The following is a 19455-nucleotide window of genomic DNA, read 5'->3' on the forward strand; positions in this document are numbered from 1 at the left end:
GTCTTAGTCTAAAGATTGATTTTCTAGTGATGCTTTTTCTAAGAGTCGAGCATATTCTTCCGCAGTTAGATTTCCGTAGTAGAAATTTATCGGGTTAATACGTTCACCATCTTTAAAAACTTCATAATGTAGGTGAGGAGCTTCAGAACGTCCAGTGCTTCCAACATAACCAATTAAATCACCGCGTTTCACCTTTTGATTGGCACGTACATTATACTTATACAAATGTGCATATAAAGAGACGTAACCGTAACCATGGTCAATTCTGATATGATTTCCATATCCAGATGAATTCGCATCAGCGCGTTTAACAACACCATCTCCTGAAGCATAAATTGGTGTGCCGCGTGGTGCGGTGAAATCCATTCCAAAATGAAATTTTCTAACCTTCGTAAAAGGGTCGGTTCTATAACCATAGCCAGAAGCCATGTGCTTTAAATCTTTATTTCGAACAGGTTGGATTGCAGGAATAGAAGATAAAAACTTCTCTTTATCTTCAGCTAAAACAGCAATTTCATCTAAAGATCGCGATTGTACAACAATAGCTTTTTGAAGCTGGTCAATACGTTTGTTACTCTCGATGATTAACTTAGAATTGTCATAACCTTCATATTTTTTATAGCGGTTTACGCCACCAAAACCAGCTCGACGTTGCTCTTCAGGAATCGGGTTAGCTTCAAAATATAATCGGTAAATAGAGTTATCACGTTCTTCTACGCTTTCTAACGCAGCAAATGCATTGTCAACACGTTTATTAAGAAGCTGATATTGCAATTCGAGATTAGAGAGCTCTCGTTTTAGAGCACGCTCACGAGGCGATTCTACAAACTGACTCGCAATAAAAACAAAAAGAAATCCGAAGAGTGCAGCGGCCAGTAAAAATATAAATCCGTAGGTAATAGTCTTCCTTTTCTTTCGCTCTATTTTGCGATAAGAAAGTGTTTCAGGATCGTAATAATATTTTACTTTAGACATATCTTAAAAAATTCTATTTTTGCAAGAATAATAGAACGTAACACAAATATATAAATTGTTTCTTATTTATCGAATTTAATAGAAACAGGTTTTAAAACTAGCGCATGAAGTCTCAAGACATCCGAAATACCTTTTTAAACTTCTTTGAAGAAAAAAAACACAGCATTGTGCCCTCAGCACCAATGGTTTTAAAAGATGATCCAACATTAATGTTTGTTAATTCTGGTATGGCACCTTTTAAAGAGTTTTTCCTCGGAAATGCGCAGCCAAAAAATAACCGTCTTGCAGATACTCAAAAATGCCTTCGAGTTTCTGGTAAACACAATGATTTGGAAGAAGTAGGTTATGATACTTATCATCATACGCTTTTTGAAATGTTAGGTAACTGGAGTTTTGGTGATTACTTTAAGAAAGAAGCGATTGCTTGGGCTTGGGAGTTACTGACCGAAAAATTTGAAATCGATAAAGATATTTTATATGTGACTGTTTTTGAAGGTAGCAATGACGATGATAAGCTACCGATGGACCAGGAAGCTTATGATTTCTGGAAGGCATTAATTCCTGAAGATCGTATCCTGATGGGAAATAAAAAGGATAATTTCTGGGAAATGGGAGATCAAGGACCTTGCGGACCTTGTAGTGAAATTCATGTGGATATTCGTTCGGCGGAAGAAAAAGCTAAAGTTGACGGAAAAACATTAGTGAATATGGACCATCCTCAAGTGGTAGAAATATGGAACCTGGTATTTATGCAATACAACCGTAAAGCTAATGGTTCACTAGAAAATCTGCCCGACAAGCACATTGATACAGGAATGGGCTTTGAACGATTATGTATGGTATTGCAAGGTGTTCAGTCTAATTATGATACCGATGTATTTACACCTATTATTCGTGAAATAGAAACCATAACAGATAAAGATTATGGTAAAAATGAAAAGGTTGATGTCGCTATTCGTGTGATTTCAGATCATGTTCGAGCTGTGGCGTTTTCAATAGCCGATGGACAATTGCCAAGCAATACTGGAGCAGGTTATGTGATACGAAGAATTTTACGTCGTGCTGTACGTTACGGATTTACATTTTTAGACAAAAAAGAACCCTTTATCTACAGGTTAGTTGATGTACTCGTAAATAAAATGGGAAAAGCGTTTCCTGAATTAAAAGAGCAGCGTCAGCTAATTGAAAATGTGATTAAAGAAGAAGAAAATTCGTTTTTAAGAACTTTAGATCAAGGTTTATTACTACTTGACCGCATTATAACTCATTCGAATTCTAAAGAGATTTCAGGAAATAAAGTATTCGAACTTAAAGATACCTATGGATTCCCTGAGGATTTAACCGATTTGATTCTTCGGGAAAATGGCTTTACCTATAATCATGACCAATTCAATAAAAAACTCAAAGAACAGCAAGAACGTGGTAAAAAAGCATCACAATTAAAATCAGACGACTGGACTGTTCTTATCGATGATGAAGAGCAAGAATTTATTGGTTATGATACTTTAGAAGCTCAAGTGAAAATCACTAAATACAGAAAGGTGACTTCAAAAAAAGACGGTGAACAATATCAACTGGTATTTAATATAACACCATTTTATGCTGAAGGTGGCGGACAAGTAGGTGATAAAGGGTATTTAGAAGATGCTCATGGTGATGTCGTTTATATTATTGATACCAAAAGGGAGAATAATGTCGTCATTCATTTTGCAAAAAACTTACCGAAGCATATCAATGACACTTTAAAAGCATCAGTAGATACAAAACAACGCTATAGAACCGAATGTAATCATACGGCAACTCACTTATTACATCAAGCCCTTCGTGAAGTTCTAGGAACGCATGTAGAACAAAAAGGATCGGCTGTGCATTCAAAGTATTTGCGTTTTGATTTTTCACATTTTTCTAAATTAACTGTTGAAGAATTGCGAGATGTTGAAAGTTTTGTCAACAGACGTATCGAAGGAAAGCTTCCACTTAAAGAACAACGAAACATTCCTATGCAAAAGGCTATTGATGAAGGAGCAATGGCGTTATTTGGAGAGAAATACGGCGACACTGTAAGAACCGTTCGTTTTGGGCAATCTATTGAATTATGTGGTGGAACGCACGTTAAAAACACAGGCGATATTTGGCATTTTAAAATTGTATCAGAAAGTGCAGTGGCAGCAGGAATCAGACGAATAGAAGCGATTACCAGTGATGCTGTTAAAGATTTTTACTTTGAAAACAATCGCGCGTATTTTGAAATGAAAGACCTTCTCAATAATGCGAAAGAACCTGTAAAAGCTTTACAGAGTTTGCAGGATGAAAATACGAGCCTTAAAAAGCAAATAGATACCTTACTAAAAGAAAAAGCTAAGTCTATTAAAGGAGATCTTAAAAGTGAATTATCAGAAGTGAATGGTGTAAAATTCTTGGCTAAAAAACTCGATTTAGATGCTGCTGGAATTAAAGATGTATGTTTTGAATTAGGAAGTCAGTTTGATGATTTATTTTTATTATTTGGGGCTGAACATAATGGGAAAGCAATTTTATCATGCTATATCTCTAAAGAATTAGTAGCAAGCAAAGACTTAAATGCAGGAACGATTGTTAGAGAACTCGGAAAATACATCCAAGGAGGTGGTGGCGGACAACCATTTTTTGCAACTGCAGGAGGGAAGCATCCAAATGGTATTGATGAGGCTTTGAATGCAGCTATAGACTATATAAAATAATTGATCATTCTGTATAGAAAGCAGAACTAAATAATGAATCTTCAAACCAAAATACCTCTACAACCACAACAGTTTAATCGTATAGATTACAACTCGAAAGTAATGTTGATAGGGTCTTGTTTTTCAGAACATATAGGCGAACGGTTTGAGTACTTTAAGTTTCAAAAGCTTCAAAATCCTTTCGGAATTTTATTTCATCCCTTGGCTATAGAAACCGTCGTTACCAATGCTATAAACAAAAAAATCTATACGGATAGTGATGTGTTTTTTCATAATGAGCAGTGGCATTGTTATGAGGCACACTCTAAGTTGAGCCGTACATCTAAAGATCAACTACTTGACGAGCTTAACACACGTTGCATTGAAAAGTATCAATTTCTAAACTCAGCAACTCATGTTATCTTAACTTTGGGAACAGCCTGGGCTTATCGTTTTATTGAAACAGATTCATTTGTGGCTAATTGTCATAAGGTGCCGCAAAAACGATTTTTAAAAGAATTACTTTCCGTAAATCAAATTTCAGAATCTCTCAATGCAACTATGAGTTTGATTAAAAGTGTTAACCCTGAAGTGAGTTTCATTTTTACAATATCACCTGTACGACATATTAAGGATGGCTTTGTAGAAAACACCCTAAGTAAGTCGCATTTAATTGCTGCGGTACATCAAATAATAGAACCGCGACAGCATCAGTATTATTTTCCTTCTTATGAAATTATGATGGACGAATTACGTGATTATCGTTTTTATAAGGATGATATGCTGCATCCTAATAATATAGCTATAAATTATATTTGGAAGTATTTTCAAGACGTTTGGATTTCAGAAGATACTCATGCAACAATGAACGATGTTGATGCAATTCAAAAAGGAATGGCTCACCAACCGTTTAATCCAGAATCTGATGCTCATACTGCATTTCTTCAACAGCTAAAAGCTAAAGAAACCCTTGTAAAATCAAGGTTTCCGCATATCGTATTTTAAAAATACGTCATTTGTCGTATTGTCTTGCCTTTTGTTTTAACGCAAATTTGTCTCATTATAAACCCACAAAATTAATCAACAATGAGAAATTTTAAACAATTTATGTTATTTGTAATGGTAGGATCATTACTAAGTTTAACGTCATGTTCAAGTGATGACGATGGAGGAGGAGCTGGTTCTGCTGGTTCTGGAGTATTAGTTGCTAAAGTTGATGGTACATCTTACCAGTCTTTAGAAATATCATCGTCTGCAACAGTTGCCAATGGAGGTCAAAACCTGATTATTATTGCAACAAATAGCGATGGAAAAGCATTTGCATTTACAATTTTTGGTTATGAAGGTGTAGGAACTTATGATTTAGATGGTTCTGTGATTTCAAATGTTAATGTAGCATCTTATACCGAAACAGATGTAGATTTAAACAATCCGCAAAACTCAACAACAGAAATTTGGCAAGCACCTTATGATAACAGTGCCGTTGGTTTTTTAAAGGTATCTGAAGAAACTGATACTAAAGTAATTGGAACTTTCCAATTTACATGTAAAAACCTTAACGGTGACCAGTCTGTAAAAACAGTAACAGACGGTTCTTTTAACCTTAACAAGCAGGTACAATAACTGTTTGATTATGAAAATGCTATTAATTCAATTGAAGTATTTAGTGACGGTTGCACTCGTATGGAGTGTGACTTCACTAAACGCTCAAAAAGCGGAAACACCTGATCAAAATTATGATTTAGGAGCTAAGATTAACGAAATGACACTAACTGTAGGCGGTGTTTTAGTTGTCGCAACTAACGATGGTTTAATAGGTATTAAACCTACCGAAAGCCAGCCTGTTTTTACATTCACTAATTTCGGAAAGTTAAAACCAGAAGAAACAGATTTTGTTCCAAATTCACCATACATTGTAGTGTCACAAGGAGCAGGGTCTAAATTTGCTGGACTAACTAAGACCAAGCGAGCAGTTATAGATTACATTCAGGGTAAAGTTATTTTCAATTCCGAAAATGATAACTGGAACCAAATATACACTTGCAATGTTATATTACCACAAAATAAACTTGTAGTCAGTGGTATTCAAAAAGAAGGTGATAAATTTGAAAAAATGACACCTAAGGTTGCTGTTTACGATTTAAACACATCAAAATTAGACTATAGCTTTTTTTTAGATAAGCCTGGTAGAGTTGGAATTGCTAAAGATTTTAGCGTCACAGGTACACCTTTGCTATTAAAAGACTTTTTAATCATACCAACAGCACAAGGTTTGATTGCAAAATCCCATTCAGGCGATGATTTATGGCAAACTAAAATCAAGGGGATTAATTGGATGGTTGCTGATAAAACTGAAAAAGAAATTTATGGTTTTGAAACCACTGCTAATGGGAAAAATACTAGAATACATAAAATTGGAAGCAATGGAGATGAGTTATGGCAAGATGATAGAAAAGTTAAAGGGATAGTTTCAAACTTTGAAATTTTGCCACAGGGCTTAGCCGTTGTGAGTGACGTTGCAGGATCAAGTGGTGCATTTGCTGCAAGATCAGAGTCAAAAATAACCATGTTCAGTGCGGCTACTGGTGAAGATTTATGGGATAAGGCACCTAAAACCAAAGGCTATGTACAACATTTTTATATCATGGACGATGGTATTCTCTTTGGAATTTATGAAGGTGGTATAAACAAGATTTCATTTGATGGGAAAACCCTCTTTAAAAAGCCCCTTAAAACAGGCGAAAATATTATGGTGATGGCACATTCCCCTCAAGGTTTAATATATATTACAGGCGAAGATGCTAATATTGTAAATTTAGAAACTGGAGAAGAAGTTTGGGGAAAACCATTAAAATATAAGAGTGCAACATCAGTTGCTTCAACTTTTGATAAAGAAAACAATAGGTATTTAATTGCTGCAGACGGTAAAATAATGGCAGTTGATGCCAATAGTGGTGAAGTAAATGATTTAGCAAAGTGCGATTTTGAAGAAAAAGAAGATCCTAACCACATGGAAATTAGAAATGGCAGTATATTTTTATCTTCTAGTCAGAATATGACCGCATTAAGTTATGACGGAAACGAAAATTACCACACCTATTATAAATCTCCAGGCAGAAGTACTTTCGGTAAAATAGTAGGAGGTATAACAGCTGTGGCTTCTACAGCAATGACGGTCTCTATGAGTGCCAGAGCAGGAGCTAATAGAAGTGCTTATGGAAGTGTAAATGATTTAGGTAGTTATAACGACTACGGAAAAGAAGCGAAAAGAGCTGCCGATATGTTTGCAGGAATTGCAGGTGCATCATTTGATTATTTGTCAACGCGTTTTAAGGCTACTTCTGCAACTGAAAATTCACAATTTATATTGACAAAATTAGAGGATGGTGTAGGACTGGTCAAGGTAAGTAAAGATACAGGAGAGGTCGAAAAGGAGATTGTTTTAAAAGATAAAAAACCAGAATATCAAGTCGATGAATTTGGAGGGTATTTATACTATAAAGCAAACGACAAAACCATTTATGCATACAATCTTAATAATTAAATCTTGTTGTTGAGATTATGATTAGGCGTGATTTTTTATTAGATTACGCTTAATCTTTTTTAATTGCCTCTTATCGAAAAATCTTGAACTAACCTCATTAAGTATATATATTAGCTATGCTATTAATCAATTTTTATAAAAGAGCGTCAGTTCATTTTGTTGTCCCAAAAGGCCTTACAAATCTGATGCTTTTTTTATACCCAAAAATGAAAAAAAGTCAGTGCTTTTTTCTCTTCATTTTAATTTGTAGCTCTGGCTATTCACAAAATCTCGATAGTTTACTTACCGTTGCAAGACAAACCAAAAATGACTCTGTTAAAATTAGAATGTTTAATAAAATAGCATTCAGCTATATCTTTAATGATACCAATAAGGCCTTAAAGGTTATTAAAGAAGGTAAGGTACTAGCCAATGAAGCACAATTTCATTTTGGTCTAACAGAACTCACCAATACCCATGGCATTTATATGGACATTACCGGAAAGTCAGATTCTGCTGGGTATTACTTTGAAAAGGCTTTAGATATGAGCCGAACACATGATTTTCAAATCATAGAATCTATGTGTATCAATAATTTGGGAATGTACAATTGGAATAGAGCCAATTATGATAAAGCTTTGGACTATTTTTTTCAATCATTAAAAATGAATGAAGCTATTGATGATGAAAGATCTACTGCTTCATCACTAAACAATATTGGTCTCATTTACCAGGAAATGAATTTAAGTGAAAAGGCATTGAGTTATCACAAAAAGGCTTTAAGTGTTCGTGAAAAGTATAATTTAGAGAATGAACAAATAGCATCCTTAAATAATATTGGTATAAACTTAAAAGATTTAGGTCGCGTTGATGAAGCCATCATAACTTATAAAAAAGGGATAGCACTTGCTAAGCGCAAAAATAACTTAATCGATTATTATAAATTATTAGATAATCTCGCAAATGCATATAATGTTAATGGAGACCTTGATCTGGCTCTGCAAACGTATTTAAAAGCTTTGGATAAACCCGAAGGCTATGAGTCTGAACAAAAATCTCAGCTAACTACTCTAAACAATATTGCTGCACTTTATAATGAATTAAATCAGCCAAAAACGGCTTTGCGTTATGCAGAAAAAGGTTTCGAATTGGTCAAAAAATATCCTGAGATTGAATTGATATCTGCCGATTTGAATTTAACCACTGCCGAAAGTTACTATATGCTTAATGACTTTAAAAAAGCAAGGGCAAAACGTCAAGAGTTTATCACACTTAAAGATTCTATTTTTTCTGAAACAAATGCAGTAGCCATTGCAGATTTGGAAATCAAATATGAAACCGAAAAGAAAGAACGTGAAATATTAGTGCAGCGTGCTGAATTAGCTGAAAACAAACTTACCATTCAGCAGCGTGATTACCAAATTTATGGTTTAATAGCATTGGCATTAATATTAGGGCTTATTGGCTTCTTATTTTACAACCAGCAAAAACTTAAAAATAAACAGCTACAAAAAGAGAATGAACTCAAAGACGCATTGATTAAAATTGAAACCCAAAATCGTTTGCAAGAGCAACGTCTTAGAATTAGTCGCGATTTGCATGATAATATTGGAGCTCAACTGACGTTCATCATTTCATCAATCGATAATTTAAAATACGGTTTTGATATTAAAGATGAAAAACTCACCAAAAAGCTTGAAACCATCAGTCAGTTTGCTAGTACTACTATTTATGAGTTAAGAGATACCATTTGGGCAATGAATAAGAATGAGATTTCATTAGAAGATTTACAATCCCGTATATCTAATTTTATAGAGAAAGCCGATACAGCTTCAGATGGTGTTCAATTTAAGTTTAATTCTTCAACGTCTAAGATGGAACAGGTGACCTTTACATCAGTTGAAGGTATGAACATGTATCGCATTATTCAGGAAGGTATTAATAATGCATTAAAATACGCAGATGCCAAAAACATTACAGTTGATTTTTCAGTAGAACAAGACGATTTTGTTTTTAAAGTTTCAGATGACGGAAAAGGTTTCGATGTTAAAAATGCGACTCTTGGAAATGGCATTAATAATATGAAAAAACGCGCACAGGATATTGGAGGACTTCTAACATTACTGTCTGATGATAATGGTACCGTTTTACTACTAAAGTTAAAAAACCACATTTAAATATTTTAATGTAACTTTAGAGATAATAAAATTTTGAAACTATGTTATATACACCAGAAATCATCGCTGCATTTGCCTTATTCCTTGCCACTTTAACTGGATCGCCTGAAACGTATTCGACCGATATCAATGATTATGAAGTTACCGAAACTCGTACTTCTGAAACGACTACCGAATCGACTGAAGGTCGCAGCGGAAGAATTACTTTTAAAGCTAAAGAAGGAGCGACACTAGCACGATAAGACCTTGCTTAAAAGTTCAGGAAAACCTAAATCATTATATGTCGATTTAGGTTTTTTTCTTTACCATCAATAGTGGTAAAATACGGCAAATGCCGTAGCAATACTATACGCATAAAATCGTAACTTTTAAGCTCAAATAGAATAGATATGACTGTCAAAATTGCCATAGTAGATGATAATACATTCCTGATAAATACTGTGAAGGAAAAACTGTCTTTTTTTGATGATTTCAGTGTGAAATTTATGGCCATAAATGGTTCTGAATGTCTTACTAAATTAGAAGATAATCATAATCTTGATTTGATTTTGATGGATATAGAAATGCCTGTTTTAAATGGGATTGAAACTACCGAAATTGTAAAGAAGAAATATCCGCATATAAAAATTATAATGCTTACTACCTTTGATAATGATGAGCATATTTTTAACGCTATTAAAGCAGGAGCTGATGGATATTTACTTAAAGAAATTAATGCTCAAAACCTTCATGATGGTATCATTGAAACCTTAAATGGCGGAGCTGCTATGAATCCTTCCATTGCGTTAAAAACACTCAAACTGTTGCGTAACCCTTTGAGCATTGAAAACGAAAAAGATAAAGAAGACATCAGATTATCAAACCGTGAAACTGAAGTTTTAGAGCATCTTAGTAAAGGACTTAATTACATACAAATTGCAGATAATTTGATTTTGTCAAAAGGTACGGTCAGAAAACATATTGAAAATATATACCGAAAACTTCAGGTGCATAATAAACTAGAAGCCGTACAAAAGGCTAAGAAGAACAACCTTATTTAATTCTTACACTATTAGGTACTAATTTGGTATAATCGCCATTGTTTCTAATAACATCTCTTACAATTGAAGATGAAATATACGACGTACTCGCTGCGGTTAATAAAAATACAGTTTCAATAGGAGCGAGATCCCTGTTGGTATGGGCAATAGCTTTTTCAAATTCAAAATCTGCCGGATTACGTAAACCTCTTAAAATAAATTCAACATTATTTTTCTGGCAAAAATCTACTGTTAAACCTTTGTAAGTTACAACCGAAACCTTAGGCTCGTCTTTAAAGGCATTTTCAATAAATTCTTGACGTTCTTTTAGAGAGAACATGTACTTTTTTTCGGCATTGATACCAATGGCAACAATCACTTCATCAAAAAGCTTTACACTACGCTTAATAATATCGTAATGACCTAGAGTAATTGGATCAAATGATCCGGGAAATATAGCTCGTTTCATACTATAAAGATACAATTATGTTTTATAATCGTTAGTCGATATCATCGTCGATCAACTTCGAGAATAAATTTTTCTGAATATAACTCTTGAATGTCTTTTTTTGAATACTTATCTCTTAAGAACTCTGCATAGTTCTCAGGCTTATCTATAGTGTAAATTTTAGATCGTTTAGAGCTGCTTTCGAGATTGTAGATGACCTGTAAACTATCAACTGATACATCAGTAATTTTCATAGTTGTATAATTGGTTTTTGTTTTAAATTGTATGGTATAAACATCACCAACCATTGGATTGTTAATATATAATTGATCATTTTGATCATCTTTAATTACAGCGTAAGTCAAGAAAGAAATCATTAATATTGCGAGGAGCAGTCCGCTAAAAAACCAAATCGGATATGGAGCAGAGGCTTCAGTTTTAAACGTGTCTTTAACGCGTTTCGGTAGTTCTTTTAAACGAAACATCGCACCACAGGTATCACATTCTAAAAACTTTTGTCTACCTATGGGGAATGTCGGAATCCAAAAGACATCAACAAACCTACCAAAAACTTCATAATGCATGGTTGTTTTGCTGTCACAGTCAGGACAAGGTACATGGTGCAACCTCCCTTTTTTGATGATTTTTTTTCGAGTTCCCCAAATAATCATAGCATTACTTTAAACAAGACTCTATCGCATTTTCAAATAAGTCTAGCATGCTAATACCAGCTTCAACAGCTTGTTGAGGTAAAATACTTGCTGCTGTTAAACCTGGAACAGTATTGACTTCGAGAAGGTGAGGTTCACCATTTTTAAAGATATATTCGCTTCGGCTAAATCCTTGCAGACGTAAGACTTCATAAACTGTTTTTGCTACACGTCTTACCTTTTCAGCTTGTTCATCGCTAATACGTGCAGGTGTAATTTCTTGTGATTCTCCTAAATATTTTGCTTTATAATCGAAAAAATCATTGTTAGATACGATTTCCGTAATTGGTAATACCAACACTTCGCCTTTATAATTAATGACACCAACAGAAACTTCAGTGCCATCTAAAAAAGCTTCAATAATGACTTCGTCATCTTCTTTAAAAGCAACGTCTAAAGCATTTTGAAGCTCTTCTTTGTGATACACTTTAGAGATACCAAAGCTACTCCCAGCCTTATTAGCTTTAACAAAGCATGGTAAACCAACTTTGTCAATAATAGCATCTTCATCAATGCTGTCGCCTAAGTTTACAAAATACGATTCAGCAGTTTTAATGCCATAAGGTTTTAGAGCACTCAAGCAGTCTCTTTTATTAAAGGTTAAAGCAGCTTGATACATACCGCAACTCGTATGTGGTATGTTCAATAATTCAAAGTATCCTTGCATAAAACCGTCTTCACCAGGAGAGCCATGAATTGCATTAAATACACAATCAAATGTGATTTTTGTTTCATTTACCAATACCGAAAAATCATTCTTGTCAATAGGGAATTCCTCATTTAAATCATTAACAAACACCCATTTGTTTTTAAAAATATGAATGCGATAAGTGTTATATTTTGAAGTGTCTAAAGTATCGTAGACCACTTGTCCGCTTTTAAGAGAGATTTCATATTCGCTCGAAAATCCTCCCATGATGATAGCGATATTTTTTTTCATTTAAGACCGATTTAAGTATGCTGGGTTTATTTCAGTTTATAATTTGTATTAATTCACAATAAAAACAATGAATTATCAGTTAAGCTAAAATACCAAATAAACCCATAATAAAAACGCTTTCGTTTTTATATATTTGTCCTCTAGTACTAAATTTCATGAGTGTCATACAATTTCTTAAGAGTAAAACGTTTTTTAAGCAATTAGGATTAGCAATAGTCGCTTTACTTGTTATCGTATTTTTAACAATGCAATGGCTAAAAAGTACGACTAATCACGGAGAGTTTGTAGAAGTTCCTGACTTAAAAGGTAAAACACTTGAAACCGTTGCAATCGAACTTGATGACCATGATTTGGTTATGGAAATTCAGGATTCGGCTAACTACAATCCTAAATATCCTAAATTTTCTGTGATTGAGCAATATCCCAGAGCAGGAGCTCAAGTGAAAGAAAACCGAAAAATTTATCTCACTTTAAATCCGTCTGGATACCGTAAAGTAGCAGTGCCTAATATTGTCCGACGTACATTTCGTCAAGCGAAACCAACATTAGAAACCTTAGGATTTGAAGTTGGAAAAGTCACCTATGTCGATGATATAGGAAAAGACGAAGTAATTGCTATAAAATTTAAAGGCGAAACTATTTCAGCAGGCAGAATGTTGCCGCTAACTTCAAAAATTGATGTTGTTTTAGGAAACGGAAAACGAGGATCAAACTAAAACAATGACTACAGCACATACAGCAGCCGAACAAAATGATGATGAATTATTTGAGCATCACGCCTTTACAGTAGATAAAGGTCAGGCGCCATTACGTATCGATAAGTATTTAATGAATCGAATTGAAAATGCGACACGTAATAAAATTCAAACTGCAGCAAAAGACGGTAGTATTTATGTCAATGATGTTCAGGTCAAACAAAATTATAAGGTCAAGCCTTTTGATAAAATCCGAGTCTTATTCGAACATCCACCTTACGAATATTTATTAACACCAGAAGATATCCCTTTAGATATTGTCTATGAAGATGATGAGCTTTTAGTGATTAATAAACCAGCCGGAATGGTCGTCCATCCTGGTCACGGAAATTATTCTGGGACACTAATCAATGCCTTGGTATTTCACTTTGAAAATTTGCCAAACAACTCCAGCGAACGTCCAGGACTGGTACATCGCATCGATAAAGACACAAGTGGTTTATTAGTGGTTGCCAAAACAGAGCAAGCGATGACGCATCTGTCTAAGCAGTTTTTTAATAAAACCAGTGAGCGCGAATATGTAGCTATTGTTTGGGGAAATATGACAGAAGACGAAGGTACAATTGAAGGGCATATTGGTCGCCATCCCAAAAACAGATTGCAAAATACCGTATTCGAAAGTGATGATGCCGATGAGAAAGGCAAACCAGCAGTTACACATTATAAAGTAATCGAGCGATTGGGTTATGTGACTTTGGTGTCGTGCAAACTCGAAACAGGTCGTACACATCAAATACGTGTCCATATGAAACATATTGGACATACACTGTTTAACGACGAGCGTTATGGTGGCGAACGCATTTTAAAAGGCACTACCTTTTCAAAATATAAGCAGTTTGTAGATAACTGTTTCAAAATTTTACCGCGACAGGCACTGCATGCTAAAACTCTCGGATTTCAACATCCAAAAACGGGTGAGCAACTTAGTTTCGATTCGCCAATTCCAGATGATATGCAACAGTGTATTGAGAAATGGCGTCATTATGCCACGCACATGCAATAGTATTTGGGCGTTCCCTTTTCAGGTTTCAAACCTTAAAAGGTCAGGCTCTCGCACGTCGCTCTCGTTGAGGAGCTCCACAAGCGCTCCATCCTTAACGCAAGTTTAAGCCATTAGTTTTACTTATTGCCTTATAGAAAGATTTGAAAAGGTTTAGTTGACGATTAGTGTTTAGAATTGTAAATTTGAAATAAAAATTTCCGATATATGAAACTCGTTCTATCTCCAGCAAAATCATTAGACTTCGATAGTAAGTTGCCTACAACTAAAACCTCTGAAGCTTGTTTTTTAAAACAATCAGAACGTTTAAATAAGTTGCTCAAAAAGAAATCGGCAAAAAGCTTATCTAAACTCATGAAGATTTCTGATAATTTAGGGCAGTTAAACTACGAACGCAATCAGGAATGGTCGCTTCCGTTTACTAAAGATAATGCCAGACCAGCCGTTTATGCTTTTAGTGGTGATGTGTATCGCGGATTGGATGCTTACTCTATCGACACAAAAAAAATAGACAAACTTCAAGATACAGTAAGAATTATCTCTGGGTTATACGGTATTTTAAAACCCTTAGATTTAATGCAACCTTACCGATTAGAAATGGGCACCAAATTTCCGGTAGGAAAAAACAAAAATCTATATGAGTTCTGGAAAAAACAAGTTACGCAGGCTTTAAACGATGAGTTAGAAGAAGGCGAATTGTTTTTAAACCTGGCAAGCAACGAATATTTTAAAGCTATAGATACAAAAGCTTTAAAAGTGCCTGTTATTACAGCAAATTTTAAAGATTTTAAAAACGGAGAATATAAAACCATAATGACTTTTGCTAAACAAGCCAGAGGATATATGACACGTTATATTATCGATACCAATGCCAATTCAATTGAAGATATAAAAGGCTTTAATTATGAAAACTATCGCTTTTCTGAAGCATTATCAAGCGATACCGAATTGATATTCACGAGATAGTTAGGCTTTTTTATTTGGGTTGATTTTGTCTTCCGTTTTCGGACGCTTTTTTATACGCGGTCGCCTTACACCAAATGTGCCTCTGTGTATTTTTCCGCGTCTTGATTTTTTATCACCTTTTCCCATAGTTTTTGTGTAATTTGTAGTGTCTTTAATGTACAAAAAAATATCATCAAATTCAAGTTAAATCTGTGTTCTTTCATAAACATCCATACCAACCATTTATTAAAAAGGATACTACAAAATTAATTGTTGGTACCTTGCCACCTCCACGATTTACTACAGGAGAGCTCCTCGAAAATGATGTTGACTTTTGTTATGGTAGTTATTATAATTCTTTGTGGTTGTATATCGATGAAATTTACCAACTTAATTTGCGCTATGATAATTCTCAAGAAGCGATAGCACAACGTAAGGCGTTTTTAATTGCACATAAAATAGGTGTTTGTGATATTGTCGATAGCGCAGAACGTGATAAAATAGATGCTTCTGATTTGGGGATGCAACATATCAAATTAAGAGACCTTGTTGGTTATTTAAAACGTTATCCAAATATTAATACCTTACTATTTATAGGCGGAAACAGTAAAAACGGACCAGAATATTTTTTTAGGAAACATCTCAAAGATTACAATCTTAAATTAGAACTGGTGTCTAATGAAGTGCCAAGAGTACATCAGTTTCCTTTAGATCAAAGAAGCATTAAAACAATCTCTTTAACCTCGTCATCTGGTGCTGCCAATATCTCCATTAGTCGAATGCCTCTATACAAACAAATGAAAGCACGTCATCCAGAATTTAATACGTTCGATTTTAGAGTGCTTCAGTATCGCGAGTATTTATAGCTGTTTACTAGTATGGCCAATAAACATGTAGTGGTTTAGGCATCCAGGGAAATTTTATGATCGAAAATGAGTATGGACTTTTAATTAATAAAATGTCATAAGCTTTTTTTTCTACGGTTAATTCCCAAAGCGAATCATGTTCAATAAGTAATCCATCTCTAACAAGCCAATTTCCTCTAAATCCTTCATTGGAAGTTTGTCCTATACCTGACCAATGGTCTATTGCAGCTGTGATTAATCCGTCCATCAAATTTTTATCTGAATCTGAAATTGTTACAGTATTACTAATAGCTTCGCTTAAAGGAAAACCACACAGTACTTTATTTAATGCTAAATAACTGTCATCTGTTTGGGTAAAACCAGTCGCAAGATATTGCAAATAATGAATGGCGTTTTGTTGATCTTGTTTGGATGTAAAGACTTGGTTTTCAATGCAATTTAAGCGTTTAAAAAGTAATTGAAAATAATTGTTTAAAAGTACCAGGCCAGCATTTTGAGCTAGTATTTCATGCTCAGATAAGCTAGAGGGTAGGTCTGTCATAATTTTACGTATTGCATCTTAATGACTCTATTGCAATGGTTTTTGTCATTAATGATAAGGTTTGCATGAATTTGATGTTTATCAAAAATCAACAATAAATCTACAAGAGTCAATACGTACATCTACGTGATTTTATTTTTAAATTTTGTAAAATATAGAAAATTTACTACATTTGATTATGATAGAAAATTTTCTCTATTATGTGTGGCAATATAAAAAACTAAATGTTCTCCATTTAAAAACTACGCAACACGAACCATTGGAAATTATATCAGTAGGATTATTGAATCTGAATAGCGGTCCAGATTTTTTCAATGGTCAGTTGCGTATTGGAGAACAACTTTGGGCTGGAAATATTGAAATCCATGTCAAATCAAGCGATTGGTTTTTACATAATCATGAACAAGATGCGGCTTACGATAATGTCATTTTGCATGTGGTATTTGAACATGACACTGAAATTTTCAGAAACGACAATACAATTATCCCAACACTAGAACTTAAATCCGTTATTGATAAGGATTTGCTTGATACCTATTATAGGCTGTTTTCTGCACAAAACAAATGGATTTATTGCGAGAATGATTTTGCCAATGTCTCAGAGTTTACCATTTATAATTGGTTAGAACGCCTCTATATTGAACGATTAGAGCGTAAATCGAAAGGTATCGAGCAACTGCTTAAAACTTCAAAATATGATTGGGAAGCAGTGTTGTTTAAATTACTGGTAAAAAACTTTGGACTTAAGGTTAATGGTGAGGCTTTTGCAAGTCTTGCACGTTCTGTTGATTTTTCAGTAGTAAGAAAACAACAGTCTAGCCTAGTTGCTTTGGAAGCTTTATTATTTGGTCAAACAGGTTTGCTAGACCATAAAGCCACAGATGGGTATCATGTAAAGCTTCAAAGTAAGTATCAGTTTTTAAAGCAGAAGTATCAATTAAATAATCATGGCGTTGTACCATGTCAGTTTTTTAGATTGAGACCACCTAATTTCCCAACCATTAGGTTATCACAATTAGCAAACCTATACCATACAAAGCAACAGTTGTTTTCTAAAGTCATTTCAGCAGCTACACTATCAGATTTTTATTTGCTATTTGATGTGGCTACATCTGAGTATTGGACTACACATTACACCTTTGGAAAAAGCGCTAAGTCTTCGACTAAAAAAATGAGCCGATCATTTATTAATTTACTTCTTATAAATACGATAATACCTCTAAAATTTTATTATGCACAGCACAAAGGTGACTATAATCATGAGATGATTATGACCATTATAAGAGCAATTCCTTCAGAAAAAAACAATATAGTCAATGGATTTAATCAAATAAAGCAGGTATCAAAATCGGCTATGGAGTCTCAGGCGCTCATTCAATTAAAATCAGAATATTGTGAAAAACAGCAGTGTTTAAAATGTGCAATTGGAAATGCACTGTTAAGCAAATAAAGTTTAAATTGCAGTGTTAAATCTTTAGACTTTTAATAGATCTGAATTTCCAAACGTGCTAAAAGAATACACATGAACTTATTTTATCAAATATTATATTATTTCCAAAAACGTGGTTATTACGTATGTCAGCGAATTGCAGACCGTTTGGGTATTAGAGCAAAAGTAGTTCGTACCTCCTTTATGTACTTGACGTTCGTAACACTGGGTTTTGGTTTTGCACTGTATTTATTTTTTGCATTTTGGATGAAAATTAAAGACATTGTCTATACGAAGCGGTCATCTGTATTCGATTTGTAAACTATGAATCCATTAATAAAACTATTTAGAACCAAAATTTACACAGCAGTTTTTCTGCTTGGAATTATACTTATTATTGGTGTACTCGGATTTAAAATGATGTCTAATTACACTTGGATTGATGCCTTGTACATGACAGTGATTACGATTACTACTGTAGGGTTTGGTGAGGTTCAGCCACTAGATGATAACACAAAAGTTTTTACCATATTTTTAATTTTAGCAAGTGTCATTATTTTGGGATATGCCATAACTGTTATCACAGAATATATTTTGAGTAAGAATAATTTTGAAGAACTAAAACAAAGAAAAATGCAAAAGAAAATCGACAGCTTCAACAATCACATTATTATTTGTGGTTACGGAAGAAACGGAAAACAAGCTGCAAAAAAGTTGTTAGCGTATAAAAAGCCTTTTGTAGTTATTGAAAAGAGTAAGGAAACCATAGATAAATTTCAAAGTGAAATGGTGCCTTTTGTTTTAGGAAATGCAAATGAAGATGATATTTTATATCAGGCAGGAATTGATAGAGCAGAGACCTTAATTTCAGCTTTGCCAAATGATGCAGATAACTTGTTTGTCGTATTGTCTGCCAGACAAATTAATAATCAAATGAATATTATAAGTCGTGCATCACAAGAGACATCATATCAAAAATTAAAGCTGGCTGGCGCTAATAATGTGATTCTTCCAGATAGAATTGGTGGCGATCATATGGCATCTTTAGTTGTGGTTCCAGATTTAATAGAATTTATAGATAATTTATCTATAGTAGGTAAAGCAAATGTCAATATAGAAGAGGTTGCAGTCGAAAAATTATTTTCAGCATCTAAGATAGAAACCTTAAGACATTTAGACCTCAGAAAACGAACAGGATGTACTGTTATTGGCTATAAGGATAATAAAGGTGAGTATATCGTTAACCCAGAAGCAGATATGCAATTGCAGCCCAATTCGAAAATAATAGTTTTAGGACGACCTGAACAAATTCAAAAGCTTAATTCGCTCTACGATATCGATTAAATAGTATGCCATTTTAACAAGCTCTACTTTAAAAAGTCGTTTTTTTTTAGCATCTTGTGGGTTTAATACAAAAACTAACTAACT

20 protein-coding genes are annotated in these 19455 nt (G+C 34.0%); 14 read left to right on the forward strand and 6 right to left on the reverse strand.

What is annotated here, in order from left to right; translation table 11 throughout:
* Positions 1 to 3 precede the first annotated feature (3 nt).
* Positions 4 to 975: a M23 family metallopeptidase gene (locus H7350_RS15465; RefSeq protein ID WP_204346829.1), complete on the reverse strand. Its 972-nt coding sequence runs from the start codon at positions 973 to 975 to the stop codon at positions 4 to 6.
* A 104-nt stretch (positions 976 to 1079) separates the two neighbouring features.
* Here H7350_RS15465 and alaS point away from each other — a divergent pair, with 104 nt between their 5' ends.
* The 7 genes from alaS to H7350_RS15500 all read left to right on the forward strand — a co-directional run bounded on the left by alaS (position 1080) and on the right by H7350_RS15500 (position 10414).
* Positions 1080 to 3695, forward strand: coding sequence for an alanine--tRNA ligase (gene alaS / locus H7350_RS15470; protein WP_204346830.1), 2616 nt, complete (start codon positions 1080 to 1082; stop codon positions 3693 to 3695).
* A 33-nt stretch (positions 3696 to 3728) separates the two neighbouring features.
* The gene (locus H7350_RS15475) at positions 3729 to 4679 is read left to right on the forward strand and encodes a GSCFA domain-containing protein (RefSeq protein ID WP_204346831.1); all 951 of its coding nucleotides are present in this window, start codon (positions 3729 to 3731) and stop codon (positions 4677 to 4679) included.
* A gap of 81 nt (positions 4680 to 4760) precedes the next feature.
* Positions 4761 to 5297, forward strand: coding sequence for a DUF6252 domain-containing protein (locus tag H7350_RS15480; RefSeq protein WP_204346832.1), 537 nt, complete (start codon positions 4761 to 4763; stop codon positions 5295 to 5297).
* A gap of 10 nt (positions 5298 to 5307) precedes the next feature.
* Positions 5308 to 7218, forward strand: coding sequence for an outer membrane protein assembly factor BamB family protein (locus H7350_RS15485; RefSeq protein ID WP_235989371.1), 1911 nt, complete (start codon positions 5308 to 5310; stop codon positions 7216 to 7218).
* Between the two features lie 206 nt (positions 7219 to 7424).
* The gene (locus H7350_RS15490) at positions 7425 to 9374 is read left to right on the forward strand and encodes a tetratricopeptide repeat-containing sensor histidine kinase (RefSeq protein WP_204346833.1); all 1950 of its coding nucleotides are present in this window, start codon (positions 7425 to 7427) and stop codon (positions 9372 to 9374) included.
* A gap of 41 nt (positions 9375 to 9415) precedes the next feature.
* Positions 9416 to 9616, forward strand: coding sequence for a hypothetical protein (locus tag H7350_RS15495; RefSeq protein WP_204346834.1), 201 nt, complete (start codon positions 9416 to 9418; stop codon positions 9614 to 9616).
* Between the two features lie 147 nt (positions 9617 to 9763).
* A complete protein-coding gene (locus H7350_RS15500) occupies positions 9764 to 10414 on the forward strand; it encodes a response regulator (RefSeq protein WP_204346835.1) in 651 nt (216 codons plus the stop codon).
* Here H7350_RS15500 and coaD read toward each other — a convergent pair.
* Genes coaD through H7350_RS15515 form a run of 3 tightly spaced genes read right to left on the reverse strand, consistent with a single transcriptional unit; the run spans position 10407 to position 12491 of the window.
* Positions 10407 to 10862: a pantetheine-phosphate adenylyltransferase gene (coaD, locus tag H7350_RS15505; RefSeq protein WP_204346836.1), complete on the reverse strand. Its 456-nt coding sequence runs from the start codon at positions 10860 to 10862 to the stop codon at positions 10407 to 10409. The two genes, H7350_RS15500 and coaD, sit on opposite strands and share 8 nt — an antisense overlap.
* A 41-nt stretch (positions 10863 to 10903) precedes the next feature.
* A complete protein-coding gene (locus H7350_RS15510) occupies positions 10904 to 11512 on the reverse strand; it encodes a zinc-ribbon domain-containing protein (RefSeq protein ID WP_204346837.1) in 609 nt (202 codons plus the stop codon).
* Positions 11513 to 11516: 4 nt separating this feature from the next.
* On the reverse strand, positions 11517 to 12491 hold the full coding sequence (locus H7350_RS15515) for a D-alanine--D-alanine ligase (protein ID WP_204346838.1): 975 nt from the start codon (positions 12489 to 12491) through the stop codon (positions 11517 to 11519).
* 155 nt (positions 12492 to 12646) lie between these two features.
* On the opposite strand from H7350_RS15515, the gene H7350_RS15520 reads away from it, so the two are divergent.
* The 3 genes from H7350_RS15520 to yaaA all read left to right on the forward strand — a co-directional run bounded on the left by H7350_RS15520 (position 12647) and on the right by yaaA (position 15212).
* The gene (locus tag H7350_RS15520; RefSeq protein WP_204346839.1) at positions 12647 to 13207 is read left to right on the forward strand and encodes a PASTA domain-containing protein; all 561 of its coding nucleotides are present in this window, start codon (positions 12647 to 12649) and stop codon (positions 13205 to 13207) included.
* Positions 13208 to 13211: 4 nt separating this feature from the next.
* Entirely contained in the window at positions 13212 to 14249 is a 1038-nt protein-coding gene (locus H7350_RS15525; protein WP_204346840.1) for an RluA family pseudouridine synthase, read from the forward strand.
* Positions 14250 to 14453: 204 nt separating this feature from the next.
* Positions 14454 to 15212: a peroxide stress protein YaaA gene (yaaA, locus tag H7350_RS15530; RefSeq protein ID WP_204346841.1), complete on the forward strand. Its 759-nt coding sequence runs from the start codon at positions 14454 to 14456 to the stop codon at positions 15210 to 15212.
* Here yaaA and H7350_RS15535 read toward each other — a convergent pair whose 3' ends face one another.
* On the reverse strand, positions 15213 to 15338 hold the full coding sequence (locus H7350_RS15535) for a 30S ribosomal protein THX (protein WP_204346842.1): 126 nt from the start codon (positions 15336 to 15338) through the stop codon (positions 15213 to 15215).
* Between the two features lie 65 nt (positions 15339 to 15403).
* Between H7350_RS15535 and H7350_RS15540 the strand changes: the two genes are divergently transcribed.
* Positions 15404 to 16057, forward strand: coding sequence for a uracil-DNA glycosylase family protein (locus H7350_RS15540; RefSeq protein ID WP_204346843.1), 654 nt, complete (start codon positions 15404 to 15406; stop codon positions 16055 to 16057).
* 7 nt (positions 16058 to 16064) lie between these two features.
* On the opposite strand, the gene H7350_RS15545 is transcribed toward H7350_RS15540, so the two are convergent.
* Positions 16065 to 16598 (reverse strand): contractile injection system tape measure protein, encoded by a 534-nt coding sequence (locus H7350_RS15545; protein ID WP_204346844.1) that lies wholly within the window; start codon positions 16596 to 16598, stop codon positions 16065 to 16067.
* A gap of 178 nt (positions 16599 to 16776) precedes the next feature.
* Here H7350_RS15545 and H7350_RS15550 point away from each other — a divergent pair, with 178 nt between their 5' ends.
* From H7350_RS15550 to H7350_RS15555, 3 genes are all read left to right on the forward strand, one after another.
* A complete protein-coding gene (locus H7350_RS15550; protein ID WP_204346845.1) occupies positions 16777 to 18048 on the forward strand; it encodes a DUF2851 family protein in 1272 nt (423 codons plus the stop codon).
* A 72-nt stretch (positions 18049 to 18120) separates the two neighbouring features.
* Complete coding sequence (locus H7350_RS17065) at positions 18121 to 18348, forward strand: PspC domain-containing protein (RefSeq protein ID WP_235989372.1); 228 nt, start codon at positions 18121 to 18123, stop codon at positions 18346 to 18348.
* A 3-nt stretch (positions 18349 to 18351) separates the two neighbouring features.
* Entirely contained in the window at positions 18352 to 19371 is a 1020-nt protein-coding gene (locus H7350_RS15555; protein WP_204346846.1) for a potassium channel family protein, read from the forward strand.
* Positions 19372 to 19455 lie beyond the last annotated feature (84 nt).

Origin of the sequence: Psychroserpens algicola, assembly GCF_014526325.1 — a bacterium.
GTDB lineage: Bacteria > Bacteroidota > Bacteroidia > Flavobacteriales > Flavobacteriaceae > Psychroserpens > Psychroserpens algicola.